Below are 18,556 nucleotides of genomic sequence, written 5' to 3'. Positions count from 1 at the left end.
TTCCTTTATCGTACCCTAGTTTACGAACTGATAAAAGCAGTGAGAAAGCAGCCCCCTTTATGGAAGCTGCTTAAAATTATAAGATAATTGCCGCCAGCCATCCAAACAGGATGAGCGGAATGTTGTAGTGAAGGAATGTTGGCACACAAGTATCCCATATGTGATTGTGCTGTCCATCTGCATTCAAGCCTGCTGTAGGCCCCAATGTACTATCTGACGCAGGCGAACCGGCATCTCCAAGAGCAGCGGCGGTCCCTACTAGAGCAATAGTTGCCATCGGACTGAAGCCAACCTCTAGTGCAAGCGGCACAAATATGGTTGCAATAATCGGGATGGTTGAGAATGAAGATCCAATCCCCATTGTAACAAGTAAGCCGACAAGAAGCATAAGCAATGCAGCTAGTGATTTATTATCACCGATGATTCCTGCCGCCTGTTCAACAAGGCTTTCAACATCGCCTGTTTCTTTTAAAACATCTGCAAATCCAAATGCAGCCAGCATAACAAATCCAATAAATGCCATCATCTTCATGCCCTCTGTTAAAAGCTGATCTGCCTCGTTCCATTTGATAGCTCCGCTGATATAAATAACTAAAATACCTGTCAGCGCCCCAAAGATCATTGAATCCAGCTGCAGCTGTACAATGAGAGCTGCTGCAATCGCAATGAGTGAAATAATAATGCTCTTTTTTGAATAGTTGCCTTTCTCCGTCTCCATTAATTCTGATGGGCGATAATCCCTTTTTTTACGGTAAAAAAATAATGCAGCTAAAAGACCAGCAGCCATGCCGGCTACAGGAATAAGCATGGCTTTCGGGATGTCTGCCATTTCCACAGCCAATCCGCTATTCTCCATATTTTCCGCGAGTATTCCGTGGAAAATTTGGCCAAATCCCGCAGGAAGCAGTATATACGGAGCTGTTAAACCAAATGTCAATACAGATGCGATCAGCCGGCGGTCCATTTCGAGCTCATTCATAACCTTCAATAAAGGGGGAATTAATATCGGAATAAACGCAATATGAATTGGAATCAGATTCTGAGAAAAAATAGACATTAATAAAATAGAAAATATGATAAGTGCCTTTGATAAGGTTTTCCCTCTGGATTCCCCGTCTTTTCCCACCTTTGCCAGAACCCATTCCACTAATAGATTCGGAAGTCCGGCTGCGGAAATGGCTAAGGCAAATCCGCCCAATAACGCATAACTTAATGCAACCTCTGCACTGCCGCCGAGCCCATTTGAAAAAACTTCAATTGTTTTATCTATGCTTAAACCGCCTGCCAGCCCGCCTGCCAATGCTCCAGCCACTAGGGCAAGAACCACATTGACACGCAAAAGGCTGAGAACAAGCATAATCAAAACTGCAAGTATAACTGCATTCATGATGATACCCTCTTTCTGTACTTATATCCCATTACTTTACTCCGCTAAATTGGTAGAGAACTAAAACACAAGTATTAAACTATCATACTTCCACTTTTCGTGTCAATGATTTTGGGGAGATTCGAAAATGGGAGTTTGCGCCAGACGCTGTTTTCGCCGGTATTTTTTAGGAATTGGGCGGATAAATTGAGGATTTTGGCCGGTATTTCAGGTTAACCGGCGGGTAAAGTTCATTTTCACCGTTCCATTGAGAATTCAAGCTAAAAAACTGCAAAAAAACTCCGGATTTCTCCGGAGTTCTGAATTCATCGTTAGTTTGCTTCAAACCTTTCAACCAGCAGTGCCAATGTACGCACCATAACGCCTGTCGCGCCGTCTGGTCCAAGATCATGGCTTTTGGCTGTTGTGGCTGTACCTGCAATATCAAGATGCACCCATGGTGTGTTTTCGGCAAATTCACCTACAAATCCTCCGCCCATAATGGCATGGCCGGCACGTCCAGGCGAATTGTTCAGGTCCGCAACCTTGCTGCTTCTGATTCTTTCTTTATCTTTTTCAAAAAGAGGCAGACGCCAGATTGGTTCGCCAGCTTCATAGGATGCTTCCAGCACCTGCTCAAACCACTCTTCATTATTGGTTAATGCACCAGTTGTTTCTTCCCCCAGTGCAACGATGACACCGCCAGTCAGAGTTGCAACATCCACCAGGTAATCTGCTCCATGATGCTTTGCATATGTGACCGCATCAGCAAGAGCCAGACGCCCTTCTGCATCCGTATTAAGGACTTCAATGGTTTTCCCGCTCATGGATGTTATGACATCATCCGGCTTAAAAGCTGTTCCGCTCACCATATTATCTGTAGAAGGAATAACAGCGACAACATTTTGTTCAGGCTTCAGTTCGCCGATGACTTCCATTGCGCCAAGCACAGCGGCTGCACCGCCCATGTCGGTTTTCATCCCGACAATGCCGTCTTTCGGCTTAAGGGAATAGCCTCCTGTATCAAAGGTAATTCCTTTGCCCACCAGGCCGATGACATCCTTCCATTCCTCCTTGCCCTGATATTTAATGACAATCATCTTAGGAGGCTCTGCTGATCCCTGATTAACTGCCAGAAGAGCACCCATGCCAAGCTTAAGCATATCTTCTTTTTCAAGGATTTCCACTTCAAATCCGTATCTCCATGCCAGTTCAGAAGAGTAATTTGCCAGATCAGTGGCAGTCAGCATATTGCCTGGCAGGTTAACTAATGTACGGGCTGAGTTCGTTCCTTTCCCGTGGGCATACCCTACAGTAAGGGAGGCCTTTACATCTTCCTCATCTGCGGCTTCACAAAAAACGGCAATACTTTCAACTTCCTTTTCGGGTTCGTTCGATTTCTGTTTGTAATCTTCAAATTTATAGGTGGAAAGAGCAAACGCCTCGCTGGCTGCATGGGCTGCATCAAGCGCATCAACATTTCCTCCAATAAATGTATCAAGGTAAACACCCGCATTTTGAAGCCTGGACGATTTCACTTCCTTGAATGCCCTGCCCAATGCTTCACGCAACCCTTCAAAGCTGAATTCTTTTTCTTTTCCAAGGCCGACTGTAATTAATCGTTTAGGCCCGATTTTTCCAAAAGTATGTATTTTTGCAATGGCTTTTTTCTTGGCAGAAATATCCCCGCTTTTCACCAGTTCTGTCAGCTGGCCGTCAAATTGGTCATCTGCACGGGCCAGCACACCTTCAAACCTGGCTGGTTTATCGAAGACACCAACAATCAGGCATTCCTGTTCGGCTGAGAAGTCAAACTCTTTCTTTACTGAAAACATTCTCGCACCCCCATAATATATTTTTCATCTTATTATATCGAAAATATTAAATTATTTCGACTATCTAATTTTATGATGTTTCTGCTCTTGCTAATCTTCCAAATATAGCACCAGCTGCGGCAGTTTAGGAAGAGTTTCTATCATTTCAAATGGGATCCGATCGATATCTTCCGGAAAAATAGAGAGGCATTCTTCAATAAATCCATACACATGCTCAAGATTAATCCCCCAGTGTTTTGGCCGGTAAGACTGCAAGTATTCCTGTGCCGCCTGCATCATCAGCCTTGCTCCTTTGACATTGCCGTATTCATAATGATAGATGCTGACACTCATTTGCAGCAGGCCTTTCAAAAATAGATTGCCTTTGTCAGTCATCCATATTTCCTCAAGAAGATCATGGCATGTGTAATAGTCACCTTCATTGAAACTGACAAAGAATTCGTAATATTCAAGAGGATAATCTTCCATGAAATCACCCCATGTTCAGAACTTCCTATCACTTTCATTTTAACAAAAACGAAAGTGATTATCCTATATGTACAATCCTTAAGTATATTCTTTAATTATTGGGTAAAGAAAATAGAGACAGAAAGGAGAATGATATGGATCCTCTATTATTTGCAGCCTTTGCAGCGGGATATATCCTGCTATTCTTCTGGGCGCTATGTGCTGCAAAAGACAATGGCTCCATTAGTGCTGCTTTCCTGCTTCCTGTTCTTCTCGGGTTAATTTACGATAACGCTATTCTGGCTGCCGGCCGTTTTATCGGGGAGGGCAATATTTTAAAGCATCTGAATTATGCCCGTTTTTGGATACACGCTTTTTTCACCCCACTGCTTGTCCTTTACTCCTGGAAAACTTTAAAACAAGCAGATCTAGAATGGGCCAAAACAGGCACATCCAAATCGATGGCCTATTTGCTTACAGCAGGATTAATTATTCTGGAACTTGCTGCTGAAGTATTCGGACTTAATCTGGAACCAAAATGGGAATTTGGCGTTCTTAGTTATTCAGATTCAGAGACATCAGGAGGCCCTCCCCTTATGGTGCTGATTGTATCTGCTGTGCTGCTGGCGGCATCTGTTGTTGTTTGGCGCAAACAGGGCTGGTTCTGGTTTTTTTCCGGAACTGCATTGATGATTATCGGAAGCGCCATTGATATTCCAATTGAAAGTGAAGCTGCCATAAATGCCTTTGAATGGCTTCTTTTGATTTCACTGACAGCAACAGCTTATTTTCAGAAAAAGCATCGATTAACAAAAACTTAAAATAGATCAGCTTGCAGGAAGGAACAATCTGTTGGAGAATATTAGTTAGTATAGCTTTCGGCAGTTCCGGTAAACTGCCTATTTGAAGCTGCAGCGGGAGTATCATACACTCAAGAGGTGGTCTCATATGGAATTATTGACGAATTTCCCTTTATGGTCTGCATTGGCAGCCATCTTCTTTGCCCAATTTGTAAAAGTACCCATTCAATTTATTGCCACCCGAAAAGTGGATTGGTCCCTTTTGACAAGTACTGGCGGAATGCCCAGCTCACACTCAGCAGCAGTAACTGCCCTTTCAACCGGAGTGGCACTAGAGACTGGAATAGACTCCGCTGTATTCGCTGTCTCAGCCGTATTTGCCATTATCACGATGTTTGATGCTACCGGAGTGCGACGCCAGGCTGGGGAACAGGCGATTGTATTAAACCAGCTTGTTGCCGACTTCAATAAATTTGTTGAAGAAGCAAAGACATGGCAGAAGAAAGAAGACCAAGAAAAACAGAAAGAATTGAAGGAGCTGCTGGGCCATAAGCCGATAGAAGTTCTATTTGGCGGCCTGACTGGAATCCTATTAACTTTAGGACTTCATTATTTATTTTCCTGAAGGTTGTGATTTGAAGTGAAAATCCTTTCCTTATGCCCAAGCAATACGGAATTAGTGGAATACTTGGGTTTTACTGATATGCTCGCGGGGGTGGACGATTATTCGGATTGGCCCGGCCAAATCTCCAAGCTGCCCCGGCTTGGCCCTGACTTGTCTATTAATATGGACAAAGTGGAAGAATTGAAGCCTGATCTTGTGCTCGCATCCCTTAGTGTACCCGGCATGGAAAAGAATGTAGCGGAGCTTGAAAAAAGGCAGATTCCCCACATTGTTTTAAATCCTCAAAGCCTGGCAGATATTGAACAGGACCTGGTTTTTGCAGCTGAAAAAATTGGGAAGCCTGAAAGAGGCATTTTGGCTGCTAAAGAGTTTGCTGCAAAAATAGAGGAACTTAAGCTCATCTCAAGCAGGATTGAAAAAAAACCTAGCCTCTATTGGGAATGGTGGCCCAAGCCCGTATTTACACCGGGCAAGGTCAATTGGCTGACGGAAATCAGTGAAATTGCCGGTGGAACGAATTTATTCAGGGATGTTGAGCTGGCAAGTATACAGACTGATTGGGAAGATGTCCTAAATCGCCAGCCTGATTATATCTGTCTCGCGTGGGTCGGTGTCAGAAGAGAAAAGGTAAATCCGGAAGTTATTCTGAAACGTCCAGGCTGGAGTGAAATGGAAGCAGTTAAGCAGAACAAAGTCCTGATTCTGGAAGAAGAACTTTTTTGCAGGCCATCACCACGCCTGATTGAAGGAGCTATCAAATTAGCTAAAAAAATTCATCCGCAGTCATTTTCAATGTTATAAAAATAAAGAGGCAAATCCGATTAGTTTCGCGGATTTGCCTGCATTCCGTAATTATTTTTTCTCAGATTTAATATATTGCTGTCTAAAAACCTGCATAGATTCATTTTCATTCAGTAACTTTAATTCTTCTTCCGTCAGGGTTCCATCGCCCATTTCAACGATGTAAACATCGAGCGTTTTCTTTCCCCAGTTATTGTAAACATCATCCACTGTTTCATAATAAAGGTCCAATTTATTCCCTTTAATGGCACCGCCCTTATCGGCTACAACACCATATCCATAATCAGGGATAAACAATATCGTTCCAATCGGAAAAACATTCAAATCTGCTGCGACGGTAGAGTATAAATCCCTTTTTACTTTAACACCTGAGTATGTAATGCCAAAGGACGGATGATCCGGATTTTTGCCTGTCGACTCGTAAAATGCCGTATACCCAGTAGCTATTACTTGTTGTTTCTGATACTGTGACCAGTCAATCGATTCTTCCAGGGTCGGCGGCTGTTCACTTGCCACAACTTCACTTGCTGAAATCTTAGGCTCCAGACTCACTGCCTGCTTTAAAAACTTAAATGCTACGCCAACCGATTTTAATGTATGGTCAAACTTTGAATTTCCATCCTCGTCAGCTTGTTCAGCATCACTTTGATGCAGCTGAACAATTGATCTTGCATCCACTCCGGAAATCGAATGGAAAGTTGTCAATAACGCGCCAATAAATAAGGCTGACATTACCGAACGTTTCATCCATATTTTTAATTTGCTCATCTATTACACTCCTCCCAAAGTTATTCATTTCCCATCTTCGAGAGAAATATTCATAACTCAGGGGAGCGGCGGCCTCCGAGCATCCGTTTTCAGACAGGCTAAAGCCAGTGATACCATAGGCTTAGGCGATTTGATCACACTAATCAAAAAAAATAAAAAATCCCTGCCTTCAGCAGAGATTTCATAACCAATTTAAAACATCCGATATCCTTTTTTACGGAGCAGCCTAATCGTAATTCCAGCAACGATGGCGCCTGCCATTCCGCTGCTTAATATGAGGATGTCAGCCAGAGCGAGGCTGGACAATTCAACGCCAAGACTGGAAAACGATTCCCCCGGGTTTTGAAAATATTCAATAAAACGAACTTTATCAATGATAAAGATGGCGATAATAGGATAAATAATGGCCATGATCCAAGACATTCTTAACAGCATATTTAATATAAAACCTATCCCAAAAAACAGCACAAAAAATAGAAGCATCGAAATAGGCAAAACGAAAATCGTCATTTGCATGAACTTGTTTCCTCCCTTAGCACATCAATATTTAGTGTACTTTAATGTGGATTGGGGAGTCAACAAGAAAAGCGGAAGCGTCTTTCCCACTAAAAGATCGCAGATTAAGAACGCCACGTCCTGTGGCAACATCTGCATGACCCCCATCCTGGGGGCCTCCTCGAGGGGGCAGGCTGCTTGCGCTGGAAAGTTATCTAATTTCAGAATTTATGCTTTCTCCTTTGAAAAGAAAAACTTCGCATTCCGCGAAATTTTTTGTTTATTCCTTTTTCTTTCCTGTACCGCCACAGCAGCTGCAAGTTTCAGATCCACCTAATAATAATTGGAAATATCCTTTCCCTGAACAATACATACACTCTTTATTTTCATAATTCTTAGCTGTCATTTCGTTCATCTCCTTTGAATTTCGTAACTGAATTTTCTGATAATATATCAAGGATATGAATAAATGAAAAGCTCCATATTTCATGAAAAACTATCGTTGGAAACGCATACAAGCACTGTTTGCTTCTAATTTCTCGTTCTATCTCTAAATTTCAGAAAATTATAAAAATAATTTATATGCTGTGTATCCGAAAGTATCTCCGGGATTAATGCCATTAATCAAAGGCTTTATAGAGGAATCAGAAGAGTCTAATATGTATTTTAATAGAACTGATGCATCCGGATCATTGGCGAGCTCTTTCGGATTGCGATACTGCACGTCAAAAAGTTCACTTTCCTGAACTTTTAATGATTGTCCAGGTTCAGCCTCCAGTAAAAACAAAACCATATTATCGCTGACTTCCCCTTTGATGACGCCTGTACGCAATCCAAGCAAGCCTTTCACTGAACATTTGATTCCCGTCTCTTCTTCTACTTCACGAACTGCTGCTTCATCAGCAGTTTCGCCTGTTTCCACAAACCCTGCCGGCAGAGACCATTTGCCTTTAAGGCCTCCGTATTTCTTTTTAACGACCAGCCATTTGCCATCCGCGGAAATAACAAGCCCGGAAACCGCCAGCCAGACCTTTCCCCTTTTATGTTCGACTCCCATCCAAAAACCCCCTTTTACATAAATTCTACCACGAAAAATCTCCAATAAAAAAGGGACAGACTATAGAGTCCATCCCCTTATATAAATGATAGCTGATTTATTAAAGAACGTTGAATTTACCTTTTTTCAATACAAGAGATGGTCCGCCAACCATGTAAAGAGCACGGTTATCGATCATCTTCTTCATGAATGAAGCTTTAGTACCAACCATTTTCTTGCCGAATGCAACACCGATCGCATCGTGTTCACCAAGAGAACATACAGTACCTTTAATATCTGGAGTAAATGTTTCAAGTTCAGTTTTATTGCGGATTAATGCAGTAATGTTTCGTGCACATACTTCACCCTGCTGCATAGCAATTTGTGCAGTAGGAGGGTATGGACGGTTAATTTCTTCATTGATGATTAATGAGCAGTCACCGATGATAAACAGATTATCATGGCCAGGAGCACGCAAATCAGGCTGAACCTTTACACGGCCGCGCATTGCTTCAATGCCGGAATTTTCAATAATGGAATTTCCGCGTACACCTGCAGCCCAGACAACAGTTGCAGCTTTGATTTCTTCTACTTCATCCTCGCCCTTACCAACGATGATGCCTTCAGGCGTAGCTTCCTTAATAGCTGTTCCAATCATGAATTGTACGCCTTTTTTCTCCAGGTGAGATACAGCGTAATTAACAAGCTCAGGATCGAAGCCAGGAAGAACCATTGGTGCTGCTTCCACGCAAATGATTTTCACTTTGTGGTAGTCTACATCATACTCTTTGCAAAGCTCAGGAACACGGTTTGCCAATTCTCCAAGGAATTCAATGCCCGTGAAGCCTGCACCGCCGACAACTATTGTAAGGCGCTCGTCTTTTTTCTCGGCGTCTGTATTGTAAGTAGCAAATTGATATTCAATATGCTCACGAATCTGACGCGCAGCATTAACATTGACAATAGAAAATGCATGTTCCTTAAGCCCTTTAATACCGAATGTTTCCGGCTCAGCTCCTAGAGAAACAACTAGATAATCATAGTCAATTTCGCCATTTTCCAAAATGACTTTCTTTTCTTCTGTTTTAATTTCGAGAGCAACTCCCTGAACGAATTCAACTTTGTTGCGGTCAATAACATCTTTTATATCATAGCGTACACGATCGTGATGAAGTGTTCCGGCTGATGCCTCATGCAGCCATGTAGTTTCATAATGGTAGTCATTCTTGTTCACTAAAACGATTTCCGCTTCGTTTGCTCCTACAGATTTCTGCAAACGGGTTGCAACCATCAAACCTCCGTAGCCTGCACCGAGGATAACAATCTTTGGCTTTCTCAAGTGTATCACTTCCACCTTTTTTAAGTATTTTCTAATGTTTTCTTATCTTCCACTGCTTTATATTTTTTATAGCAAAAAACATAAAAAAACTTTGTGATGTTATTCACGAATTAGTTCAAAAAAACTCAACAAAATTGTCATAAAATATTAACATTATTCCTCCATTACATCTTATTCTACTTCATATAGTTTTTCAAGCCTAAAAAAATAGACGAAAAACTTAAAAATCTCAGGATAACTTAAAAGAATATACGTGTTTTAAATTCAGTGTTTCATTTGAAATCTTCCCATTATTCATAATATTTACCTCGATTGATGAGGTTTTAAACGATTTATGTTAGAATAAAGAGTGGAATTTCAATACATACGTGGGGGGATATTGCATGAAAGAAGATCAAAAAGTGTATGACATAACCATCATTGGCGGGGGGCCAACTGGTTTATTCACTGCTTTCTACGGGGGCATGAGACAAGCATCAGTTAAGATTATTGAAAGCTTGCCCCAGCTTGGGGGACAGTTATCTGCTCTTTATCCTGAAAAATACATATATGATGTTGCCGGCTTCCCGAAAGTCCGCGCCCAGGAATTAATTGATAACCTTAAAGAACAAATGGCTAAATTCGAGCCCACTGTATCACTTGAACAATCTGTTGAAAAATTAGAGAAACAAGCTGATGGAACATTTAAGCTTACAACCAATAAAGAAGTACATTACTCAAAAACCATCATTATCACTGCCGGCAATGGCGCGTTCCAGCCTCGCCGTCTTGAACTTGACAGCGCAGCTCAATACGAAGGCAAGAACCTTCATTACTTCATTGATGATTTAAATCAATTCGCCGGCAAGAAAGCAGTTGTTTTCGGAGGCGGGGATTCTGCAGTAGACTGGGCATTAATGCTTGAGCCTATCGCTGAACAAGTAACGATTGTTCACCGCCGCGATAAATTCCGTGCGCATGAGCACAGTGTAGAGAATCTGCAGAGCTCTAAAGTCGAAATCAAAACTCCTTATGTGCCCGCTGAGCTTATCGGTGACAGCGAAGGAATCAAACAAGTCGTCCTGGAAGGTGTTACTTCAAAGGAAAAAGAGGTATTTGATGTTGATGCTGTAATCGTAAACTACGGTTTCGTTTCCTCCCTCGGTCCTATTAAGGAATGGGGTCTTGAAATTGAAAAGAACTCCATTGTTGTTAACTCAAGAATGGAAACAAATATCGAAGGCATCTATGCTGCCGGTGACATCTGCACCTACGATGGAAAAGTGAAGCTTATTGCCTGCGGTTTCGGTGAAGCACCAACTGCAGTGAATCACGCAAAATCCTACATTGATCCAAAAGCGAAAGTCCAGCCAATGCACAGCTCTTCCATGTTTGGCAAATAAAATATGAAAAGGACGCCCCCTTTGGGGACCGTCCTTTTTTAAGGCAGCTATTCGAAATCAGTTCAGTAACTGTCTAGAAGCTTTAAATGCAGTATTTAGCACTCTTCCGGAGTACCTGTATTTGAAGCGGTACGGAAAGAGGATCCACATCCGCAGGATGCAATGGCATTGGGATTGTCGATTGTGAATCCGCCGCCCATCATGGATTGTTTGTAATCAATTTTTGTGCCTTTTAAGATAGGGGCGTCTTCCTTGCTGACAAGAACCTGGATACCATAGTGATCTGACTGGATATCATCTTCCCCGACTTCGTGGGCAAACCCCATTCCATAGGAAAGTCCGCTGCACCCGCCTCCTTTAACGGCTACACGCAAGAATGCATCTTCTTCCTCATTTTGTTTCATCATTTCTTTTATATGCAAAGCTGCAGCTTCTGTTATATCCACAATTTGTTCCATGTTATTCCCTCCTGTCCATGTAAGGATACTTCTATATTCATAGTATATACAGTAAAGTGCATGTGCTCAACTTAAGAGACTTTTTCTTTTTATTGTTTTTTCTGAACAATGCTTAATAAATAGTTCTTTACACCCTGAAACCAGCAGGAAATGGTACAATAGTCATAATAGTTATCTTCGGAGGTGGCATTCTATGCAGCAATTAAAGCCTGCTTATGATAAAAAATGCGGATGCAGAGTCTGCAAAAAGAGTTTCACCACAAAAAAACTCCGCTCCCGATTTGTAAAAGTATTTAATTATGACAGTGATTTTTGCCCAAATTATTCTGGTGAAAGCATGAATCCTCTTTTATATTATATTAATACTTGCCCGCAATGCGGCTACTCAGAATCAGAGGACTTCTCCCCTTATTTTCCGCCCGGAGCCCTGGACATGATCATTTCTAAAGTTGCGGGTGCCTGGATACCGCAGGATTATTGCCAGGAACGCACCATCACTGCTGCCATCAACACCTATAAGCTTGCCATTTATTGCGGAACTTTAAAAAGGGAGAAGCATATTATTATGGCTGGTTTATATATCAGACTTGCCTGGCTCTACCGGAGTATAAAGAATGATCATCAAGAACAGCGATTTTTGAAACTTGCTCTAAAAGAATATTCGGACTCTTATATGTCAGATGATTTTAAAGGATCATCCATTTCTGAAACGAGGATTTTCTATCTGATCGGAGAGCTATCCAGAAGGACATATCAGTTCGAACAGGCTGTTAAATACTACTCGAAAGTAATTGAACTGCAAAGCCGCTCCACTGAACCTAAATTAATTGAAATGGCCAGAGAACGATGGTATGAGATGAGACAGGCACAAAAAGATACTGCTGCCAACTAAGGAAAGCAGCAGAACCATACCCGCCTCTGACTTCTCGAAGGGGCAAGTGATGGAGCCATGAAACAAGAAAAGGAGCGAAATTTAATCGCTCCTTTTCTATATTAAAACATTGGATTTTCATCCAGATATTGATATATATTTTCAACCAGTTCATCTGGCGTTTCTCCAGTAACCACTTCTCCGTTCACAAGCGCAAAAAGAGTGCTTGCACATTTGCCGCAATACCCGAGACAGCCATATTCTATGACATCCAGGTCATAATCCTTTTCCAGCTTTTCCAGTGCTTTTTGAGAGCCGCTGGCCAAATTGCTGATGCAAAACTCGATGATTGGCTTAATCACATCTTTCACCTCTCTACCCTGTTAATGCTACCTTTTTTATTTGAATCCTGCAAGATTTGGATTCCGTTCTCGCCTTTAAAAGTGCACATATTTACCACTTCATGTCGTTTATTGTCAAGTTTTCTGCTGATATGTGTTGTGATTTTGACACAATTTCGTTATACTTTTTATGGGTTTGAGGTTATTAATATCATTAATTTATTTTTTTAAGATAACTAATTAACGTTTATTTGAGTTCGGATAAATTAAACAGTACGGACATAAAGGGGAAATATACTATGAAAAATCTTGTGATACTTGGCGGAGGTTATGGCGGTATGAGGGCGCTTGCCCGACTTTTGCCCAATCAGCTTCCTGATGATGTCTCCATTACACTAATAGATCGTGTGCCTTATCATTGTTTAAAAACTGAATATTACGCTCTTGCAGCAGGCACCATTTCTGATCAGCATGTGCGCGTATCCTTCCCTGAACATCAAAGATTGACCATAAAATATGGTGAAGTGACAAAAATCAGCATCGAGGAAAACAAGGTATATCTTCAGGGTGAAGAGCCTGTATCATATGATGATATTATAATAGGCCTTGGATGCGAAGATAAGTACCACAATGTTCCAGGAGCCGACATTCACACATATAGCATTCAAACAATTGAAAAATCCCGCAGAACGTATGAAGCTTTAAATAATCTGCCGCCAGGCTCTGTTGTTGGAATTGTCGGTGCAGGACTAAGCGGAGTGGAACTGGCTTCTGAATTAAATGAAAGCCGTCCAGATTTGAAAGTCAAATTGTTCGATAGAGGGAAGCATATACTGTCCGCATTCTCTGAAAGATTAAGCACGTATGTAGAAAGTTGGTTCATAGAACATAATGTAGAAATTATTAACCAATCAAATATTACTAAAGTAGAAGAAAAAACCCTTTATAATCATGACGAAGCCATCCATTGTGATGCCATCGTTTGGACCGCAGGCATCCAGCCGAACAAAGTGGTTCGTGAGATGAATGTGGAAAAGGATCAGCAAGGACGCGTAGTTTTAACGAAGCATCACAATATCCCTGGAAATGAACATGTCTATGTGGTAGGGGATTGTGCAAGCCTTCCCCATGCACCAAGTGCCCAGCTTGCTGAAGGGCAGGCAGAGCAAATTGTTCAAATCCTATTGAAACGCTGGAAAGGTGAGGAACTCCCTGAAACATTGCCAGTAATCAAGCTAAAAGGAGTTCTTGGATCTCTGGGCAAAAAGCACGGATTCGGTCTAGTCGCAGAACGCCCTATCACAGGACGCGTTGCCCGCCTGCTAAAATCAGGGATTTTATGGATGTATAAATACCATAATGGATAAGAGGGCCCATTGCGGGCTCTTTTTTACGTTTTAACCCCAAATAGCGGATAACGATAGAGATTAATTCATATTTGCACCATGACTTAGCTGAAAACTTGATTTGAAGGGAAGTAACCGATAAATCAAAAAACTGACCGATAAAATCAGAATCTGACCGATATTCTGGTAATCTGACCCATAAAATCAAAATCTGACCAATATTCTTGTATAAATGCTGGAGAGAAGAAAATTTGACTACAATATCCGGAAGAAAACAAAAAGTTTAATCACTGCCGTCAAAAAACGATAAAATCTAACCTCCAGCGCAGCAGAATCAACTGTTAATATAAAAAATCTTTCCAAATAAAAAATGAGCATCCCTTTCGATGCTCATTTTTTATTAAACTGCCTGGTACCCGTACTTTTCCATTTCCGCATAGATTGTTTTTAATTTCGGATTGCCCTCACCGACAATTTCATCCTCAATCAGAACAACCGGGTAAAACATATCTTCCTCTATCACTCGCATGGCGAACTCCTTTTTGGCCTCTTCTTCGGGTGGATTATGAATGTCAACATACACGATTTTAAAAGCCTGATTGGCGAATTTGCGGGAAACTGCCGCCTCCAGCCATTCGTATGTCTCCTTGGATGATGGCAGATTCACACAGCTTGGACAAAGCTGCTCCGCACCATACACAGTGATTTCAATTTCTTTTTTCAATCTTTTCTCCCCCTATGCAAAACTTGGTCTTACCTTCATTTTACAACATTAACAAAGAGCAAACCTAATAAAATATTCTCCTAATGCATGGAAATTACGCTCTTGGAATAGATTTTTAAGACTGATTTGATTATAATAAATGTATGGAAAGGAGTCGATTTCACATGGCAGAACAAACGACTATGACTGAACAAGTTCAGGAAGTATTAGATAAATTGCGCCCATTCCTTCTTCGCGATGGCGGGGACTGTGAATTGGTGGATGTTGAAGATGGCATCGTTAAATTGCGCCTTCTTGGTGCATGCGGCAGCTGCCCAAGTTCAACGATTACGTTAAAAGCCGGTATTGAGCGCGCTCTTTTAGAAGAAGTACCTGGTGTAGTCGAAGTAGAACAAGTATTTTAATTTTACCTTATTAAAAGCGATGTCGGCATGACATCGCTTTTTTTATTTATACTATATGGCCGACTTCCAGCTCAGCTAGGCTTTTTTTTAAAACAGTGCTGCCTTCCTGATCAATTTTAAGGCAAAGGATTTCCATTTCCGGGAGAACCCGCTGAAGCCCTTCAGTCACTGCTGGAGCACATTCTGATTCAGCAAGGCAAAGAACTGCCGGTCCAGCGCCGCTTAAGGCAACTCCAAATGCTCCTAAAAGAGGTGCTTCCTTTTCAATGACCTCCAAATGAGGAACCATTTTCTTTCGGTAAGGATGGTGGAATAAGTCAGCACTCATCATCTTGCCTGCCAGGGAATAATTCCCGCTAAGCAGAGCTGCTACCATGACATTGCCGACTGCCCCAGCCTGTACGGCTTCTTTAAAAGACCATTCTTCAGGCAGGACGCCTCTTGATTCCTTTGTAAGTAGCTCTTCTTTTGGCACCACAGCTATAACATCAAATTTTATATCTTTAATGCTTTGAACAGATACCTCTTCCTCTGACATGCAGCCAATGACAAGGCCTCCTAGAAGGGAAGCTCCCGCGTTATCAGGATGCCCCTCCATTCGTGATGACAGTTCAAGCTTTTCATACTGGCTCAGTTGAAGATCACAAAGCGCGTCAGCCAATTCAATTCCCGCTACAATGGCTGCAGCGCTTGATCCAAGTCCGCGCGTTAAGGGAATATCACTTGAAATCCTAGCTTTACATCCTGGAAGCTCTTTTTTATATTTCTTTGCGGTATCCATTGCAACTTGAAAAATAAAGTTCGATTCATCTGAAGGGTAGATGCTTAGCGGCTCTGATAAAGGAACCATTTCAAACTTATCTGCCTTCTCGGCTTCAAGCGTCAAATACAAATTTAACGCGAGGCCAATCGAGTCGAAGCCAGGTCCGAGATTTGCCGTGCTGCCCGGTACTTTGATGAGAACCATTTCACCTTCGCTCATATGTGAACGGCTCCTCTGATATGATCTGCTACTGCTTTTTCATCATTAGGCAGTGAAACTGGTTTAACAGGACTGCAATCAATGGCTGTATTAGGATCCTTCAGTCCGTTACCAGTCAGGATGGCCACAACCTTTGTTTGATGAGGAATCTCTCCATTGCGCAGCTGTTTGTATACACCCGCAAGCGAAGCACATGAAGCTGGCTCAGCAAAAATCCCTTCAGATGAAGCAAGTTTACGATACATGCATAGAATCTCTTCGTCGCTGACTTCATCAATTTTACCATTCGATTCAGCCAGCGCTGCATTGGCCAAGTGCCAGCTCGCAGGATTTCCGATTCGGATGGCTGTAGCAATCGTTTCGGGATTTTCAAACACACGGTTATGCACAATGGCCGCTGCACCTTCAGCCTGTACTCCATGCATTTTCGGAAGTCCTGTACTCCTTGCTTCATTGTATTCCTTAAACCCTTTCCAATAGGCAGAAATATTGCCTGCATTGCCCACAGGAAGAGCAAGGATATCCGGAGCGCCTCCAAGCTGGTCGCAGATTTCAAAGGCCGCTGTCTTTTGGCCCTCAAGACGATACGGATTAACAGAGTTTACGAGAGTAATAGGTTCTGTTTCGCTTATCTTCCGCACCATTGCCAGTGCCTGGTCAAAATTACCTTCAATAGATACGACTTCGGCCCCATACATAACAGCCTGCGCCAGCTTTCCCATGGCGATTTTCCCTTCAGGAATGACAACCACACATCTCATGCCGGCTCTGGCTGCATATGCAGCCGCTGCTGCAGAGGTATTGCCGGTGGAGGCACAGATGATGGCGTCACTACCTTCTTCTTTTGCCTTTGCAACAGCCATAACCATGCCTCTGTCTTTAAATGAACCTGTTGGATTTGCTCCTTCCGTTTTCACATAGAGGTCAATCCCCCAGTCCCTCGAGAGTTTATCCAGCCTGATCAGGGGAGTGTTGCCCTCATTTAAAGTAAGCATTGGTGTATTTTCATTAACAGGCAAAAAATCTTTATAAGTTTTTATAAGGCCTTCCCATCTCATACTCTGGCGCTCCCTTCCACACGATACGAACTTTTGATTGTTTGGACTGCCGGCAAATCTCTTAAACTTACTAAAATATCCTCATAATCCTTTAAAGATGCCTGGTGGGTAACCAGCACAATTTCAGCAAGCCCTTTTTCTTTTAAAGGAAGCTGCAGGATTTTTTCGAAGCTGACATGATGATCAGAAAAAATGGATGTGATGTTGGCAAAAGTCCCTACCTCATCTTTTACATGCAATCTTAGAAAATACTTCGAATATATCTCATCTGCACCTTTTAATTTCTTATCATATTGAGGTGCTACCGCGCTTTTTCCATTTACGCCAAGACGCATATTTTTCATGACACCAACAAGATCCGATACCACAGCTGTAGCTGTAGGCAGACTGCCCGCCCCGGGTCCGTAGAACATCGTTTCCCCTACCGCTTCACCGTAGACATATACAGCATTGTATTCATCCTGAACTGATGCAAGCGGGTGAGACTCGGACAGCAGAGTCGGCTGGACACTTACTTCCACCTTCTCCCCCTCCCGATGGGCAATCCCGATCAGCTTCATGGTGTAGCCAAGCTGATTGCCGTACTGCAGATCCTCTTCTGTAATCTCTGTAATGCCTTTAACCTTTACATCATCAAGGTCAATATTCATGGAAAAACCAAGTGTTGACAGGATCGCCATTTTCCTTGCTGCATCAAGGCCCTCTACATCTGCAGTCGGATCGCTTTCCGCATATCCCAGCTCTTGGGCTTCTTTTAGAACTTCCTCATAAGCGCTCCCATTCTTGCTCATCTTTGTCAAAATAAAGTTCGTTGTCCCATTCACAATTCCCATCATTTTTGTAATTCTGTCTGAAGCTAATCCATCTACCAGCCCTCTTAAAATTGGAATGCCGCCGGCCACACTTGCCTCATAAAAGAGATCACATCCGTTTTGCGCTGCAGCAGCCAGCAATTCAGGTCCATAAACAGCCATTAGATCCTTATTTGCCGTCACCACATGCTTGCCATTATCCAAAGCTTTCTTTAAATGATCTCTTGTTTCTTCTATGCCGCCCATTACTTCAATTACTACATCTATATCAGCATCATTAATAATATCTTCAGGATTTAGTGTCAGCAAATTCCTGTCCACTTTAACTGCTCTTTCTTTATCTGCATCTTTAACAAGAACTCTCTTTACAACAACCGGACAGCCGACTTGGTGCATGAGCTTATCCTGGTGTTTCTCAATGATTTGCACTACACCCGATCCAACTGTTCCTAATCCTAATAAACCGATTGAGATTGATTCCACGCTAGCTCCCCCTTTAGTGTTCACTATGTAAGTACATTTGTATTTGTATAGTAGACATTATAGGGGGCAAGCGGCATTTTTACAATAGGTAATTTTCCGAAAATAGTATTTGGAAGCGCTTAACATATTGTTTTATTGCGCTTTAATTTTTTTAAATTTTTTTATCTATTAATAAAGGCACCC

The 18,556-nt window shown here is 42.1% G+C and carries 20 protein-coding genes and 1 pseudogene; 7 read left to right on the top strand and 14 right to left on the bottom strand.

All coding sequences use genetic code 11. The features are described 5' to 3' along the window. Positions 1-76: 76 nt before the first annotated feature. From JI665_RS14840 to JI665_RS14830, 3 genes are all read right to left on the bottom strand, one after another. Positions 77-1,387 (bottom strand): Na+/H+ antiporter family protein, encoded by a 1,311-nt coding sequence (locus JI665_RS14840; protein ID WP_206840343.1) that lies wholly within the window; start codon positions 1,385-1,387, stop codon positions 77-79. 311 nt (positions 1,388-1,698) lie between these two features. Continuing rightward, complete coding sequence (locus tag JI665_RS14835) at positions 1,699-3,201, bottom strand: leucyl aminopeptidase (RefSeq protein ID WP_206840342.1); 1,503 nt, start codon at positions 3,199-3,201, stop codon at positions 1,699-1,701. A gap of 90 nt (positions 3,202-3,291) precedes the next feature. Continuing rightward, on the bottom strand, positions 3,292-3,669 hold the full coding sequence (locus tag JI665_RS14830) for a DUF309 domain-containing protein (RefSeq protein WP_206840341.1): 378 nt from the start codon (positions 3,667-3,669) through the stop codon (positions 3,292-3,294). Between the two features lie 134 nt (positions 3,670-3,803). On the opposite strand from JI665_RS14830, the gene JI665_RS14825 reads away from it, so the two are divergent. The 3 genes from JI665_RS14825 to JI665_RS14815 all read left to right on the top strand — a co-directional run bounded on the left by JI665_RS14825 (position 3,804) and on the right by JI665_RS14815 (position 5,874). Continuing rightward, positions 3,804-4,469 (top strand): hypothetical protein, encoded by a 666-nt coding sequence (locus tag JI665_RS14825; RefSeq protein ID WP_206840340.1) that lies wholly within the window; start codon positions 3,804-3,806, stop codon positions 4,467-4,469. Positions 4,470-4,596: 127 nt separating this feature from the next. Continuing rightward, positions 4,597-5,073: a divergent PAP2 family protein gene (locus tag JI665_RS14820; RefSeq protein WP_206840339.1), complete on the top strand. Its 477-nt coding sequence runs from the start codon at positions 4,597-4,599 to the stop codon at positions 5,071-5,073. A gap of 15 nt (positions 5,074-5,088) precedes the next feature. Continuing rightward, positions 5,089-5,874: a cobalamin-binding protein gene (locus tag JI665_RS14815; protein ID WP_206840337.1), complete on the top strand. Its 786-nt coding sequence runs from the start codon at positions 5,089-5,091 to the stop codon at positions 5,872-5,874. A gap of 51 nt (positions 5,875-5,925) precedes the next feature. Here the strand turns inward: JI665_RS14815 and JI665_RS14810 are convergent, their stop codons facing one another. The 5 genes from JI665_RS14810 to JI665_RS14790 all read right to left on the bottom strand — a co-directional run bounded on the left by JI665_RS14810 (position 5,926) and on the right by JI665_RS14790 (position 9,512). After that, positions 5,926-6,642 (bottom strand): 3D domain-containing protein, encoded by a 717-nt coding sequence (locus tag JI665_RS14810; RefSeq protein WP_206840336.1) that lies wholly within the window; start codon positions 6,640-6,642, stop codon positions 5,926-5,928. 192 nt (positions 6,643-6,834) lie between these two features. Continuing rightward, positions 6,835-7,158: a YuiB family protein gene (locus tag JI665_RS14805; protein ID WP_206840335.1), complete on the bottom strand. Its 324-nt coding sequence runs from the start codon at positions 7,156-7,158 to the stop codon at positions 6,835-6,837. 259 nt (positions 7,159-7,417) lie between these two features. Beyond that, positions 7,418-7,543 carry a YuiA family protein gene (locus JI665_RS14800; protein WP_019380032.1) on the bottom strand — a complete coding sequence of 42 codons (126 nt, stop codon included), beginning with the start codon at positions 7,541-7,543 and terminating at the stop codon, positions 7,418-7,420. 159 nt (positions 7,544-7,702) lie between these two features. Next, positions 7,703-8,194 (bottom strand): NUDIX domain-containing protein, encoded by a 492-nt coding sequence (locus JI665_RS14795; RefSeq protein WP_206840334.1) that lies wholly within the window; start codon positions 8,192-8,194, stop codon positions 7,703-7,705. A gap of 100 nt (positions 8,195-8,294) precedes the next feature. Further along, positions 8,295-9,512, bottom strand: a complete 1,218-nt coding sequence (locus JI665_RS14790) for an NAD(P)/FAD-dependent oxidoreductase (RefSeq protein ID WP_206840333.1) — start codon at positions 9,510-9,512, stop codon at positions 8,295-8,297. 383 nt (positions 9,513-9,895) lie between these two features. Between JI665_RS14790 and JI665_RS14785 the strand changes: the two genes are divergently transcribed. Continuing rightward, positions 9,896-10,894 carry an NAD(P)/FAD-dependent oxidoreductase gene (locus tag JI665_RS14785; protein ID WP_206840332.1) on the top strand — a complete coding sequence of 333 codons (999 nt, stop codon included), beginning with the start codon at positions 9,896-9,898 and terminating at the stop codon, positions 10,892-10,894. Between the two features lie 95 nt (positions 10,895-10,989). On the opposite strand, the gene JI665_RS14780 is transcribed toward JI665_RS14785, so the two are convergent. Beyond that, positions 10,990-11,352, bottom strand: coding sequence for a HesB/IscA family protein (locus JI665_RS14780; RefSeq protein WP_206840331.1), 363 nt, complete (start codon positions 11,350-11,352; stop codon positions 10,990-10,992). A 193-nt stretch (positions 11,353-11,545) separates the two neighbouring features. Between JI665_RS14780 and JI665_RS14775 the strand changes: the two genes are divergently transcribed. Beyond that, positions 11,546-12,244: a DUF2225 domain-containing protein gene (locus JI665_RS14775; protein ID WP_206840330.1), complete on the top strand. Its 699-nt coding sequence runs from the start codon at positions 11,546-11,548 to the stop codon at positions 12,242-12,244. Positions 12,245-12,345: 101 nt separating this feature from the next. Here JI665_RS14775 and JI665_RS14770 read toward each other — a convergent pair whose 3' ends face one another. Then, entirely contained in the window at positions 12,346-12,585 is a 240-nt protein-coding gene (locus tag JI665_RS14770; protein ID WP_009331689.1) for a YuzB family protein, read from the bottom strand. Between the two features lie 278 nt (positions 12,586-12,863). On the opposite strand from JI665_RS14770, the gene JI665_RS14765 reads away from it, so the two are divergent. Continuing rightward, entirely contained in the window at positions 12,864-13,931 is a 1,068-nt protein-coding gene (locus JI665_RS14765) for an NAD(P)/FAD-dependent oxidoreductase (protein WP_206840329.1), read from the top strand. 379 nt (positions 13,932-14,310) lie between these two features. Here the strand turns inward: JI665_RS14765 and JI665_RS14760 are convergent, their stop codons facing one another. Continuing rightward, complete coding sequence (locus JI665_RS14760; RefSeq protein ID WP_206840327.1) at positions 14,311-14,634, bottom strand: YuzD family protein; 324 nt, start codon at positions 14,632-14,634, stop codon at positions 14,311-14,313. 182 nt (positions 14,635-14,816) lie between these two features. Between JI665_RS14760 and JI665_RS14755 the strand changes: the two are divergent. After that, positions 14,817-15,038: pseudogene (locus JI665_RS14755) on the top strand (NifU family protein); the annotation flags it as partial. A 46-nt stretch (positions 15,039-15,084) separates the two neighbouring features. Here JI665_RS14755 and thrB read toward each other — a convergent pair. From thrB to JI665_RS14740, 3 genes are read right to left on the bottom strand one after another with little or no spacing between them, the layout of a single operon-like run. Next, positions 15,085-16,020 carry a homoserine kinase gene (gene thrB, locus JI665_RS14750; protein ID WP_206840325.1) on the bottom strand — a complete coding sequence of 312 codons (936 nt, stop codon included), beginning with the start codon at positions 16,018-16,020 and terminating at the stop codon, positions 15,085-15,087. After that, positions 16,017-17,078 carry a threonine synthase gene (thrC, locus tag JI665_RS14745; protein ID WP_206840323.1) on the bottom strand — a complete coding sequence of 354 codons (1,062 nt, stop codon included), beginning with the start codon at positions 17,076-17,078 and terminating at the stop codon, positions 16,017-16,019. The genes thrB and thrC overlap by 4 nt, the downstream gene beginning before the upstream one ends. Further along, positions 17,075-18,373 carry a homoserine dehydrogenase gene (locus JI665_RS14740; RefSeq protein ID WP_206840321.1) on the bottom strand — a complete coding sequence of 433 codons (1,299 nt, stop codon included), beginning with the start codon at positions 18,371-18,373 and terminating at the stop codon, positions 17,075-17,077. Before JI665_RS14740 ends, thrC begins: the two co-directional genes overlap by 4 nt. Between the last annotated feature and the right edge of the window lie 183 nt (positions 18,374-18,556).

Source organism: Bacillus sp. NTK034 (genome assembly GCF_017303275.1).
Classification (GTDB): domain Bacteria; phylum Bacillota; class Bacilli; order Bacillales; family Cytobacillaceae; genus Cytobacillus.
Note: the sequence above shows the minus strand (reverse complement) of the source record. Positions and strands in the feature narration are given on the sequence as shown.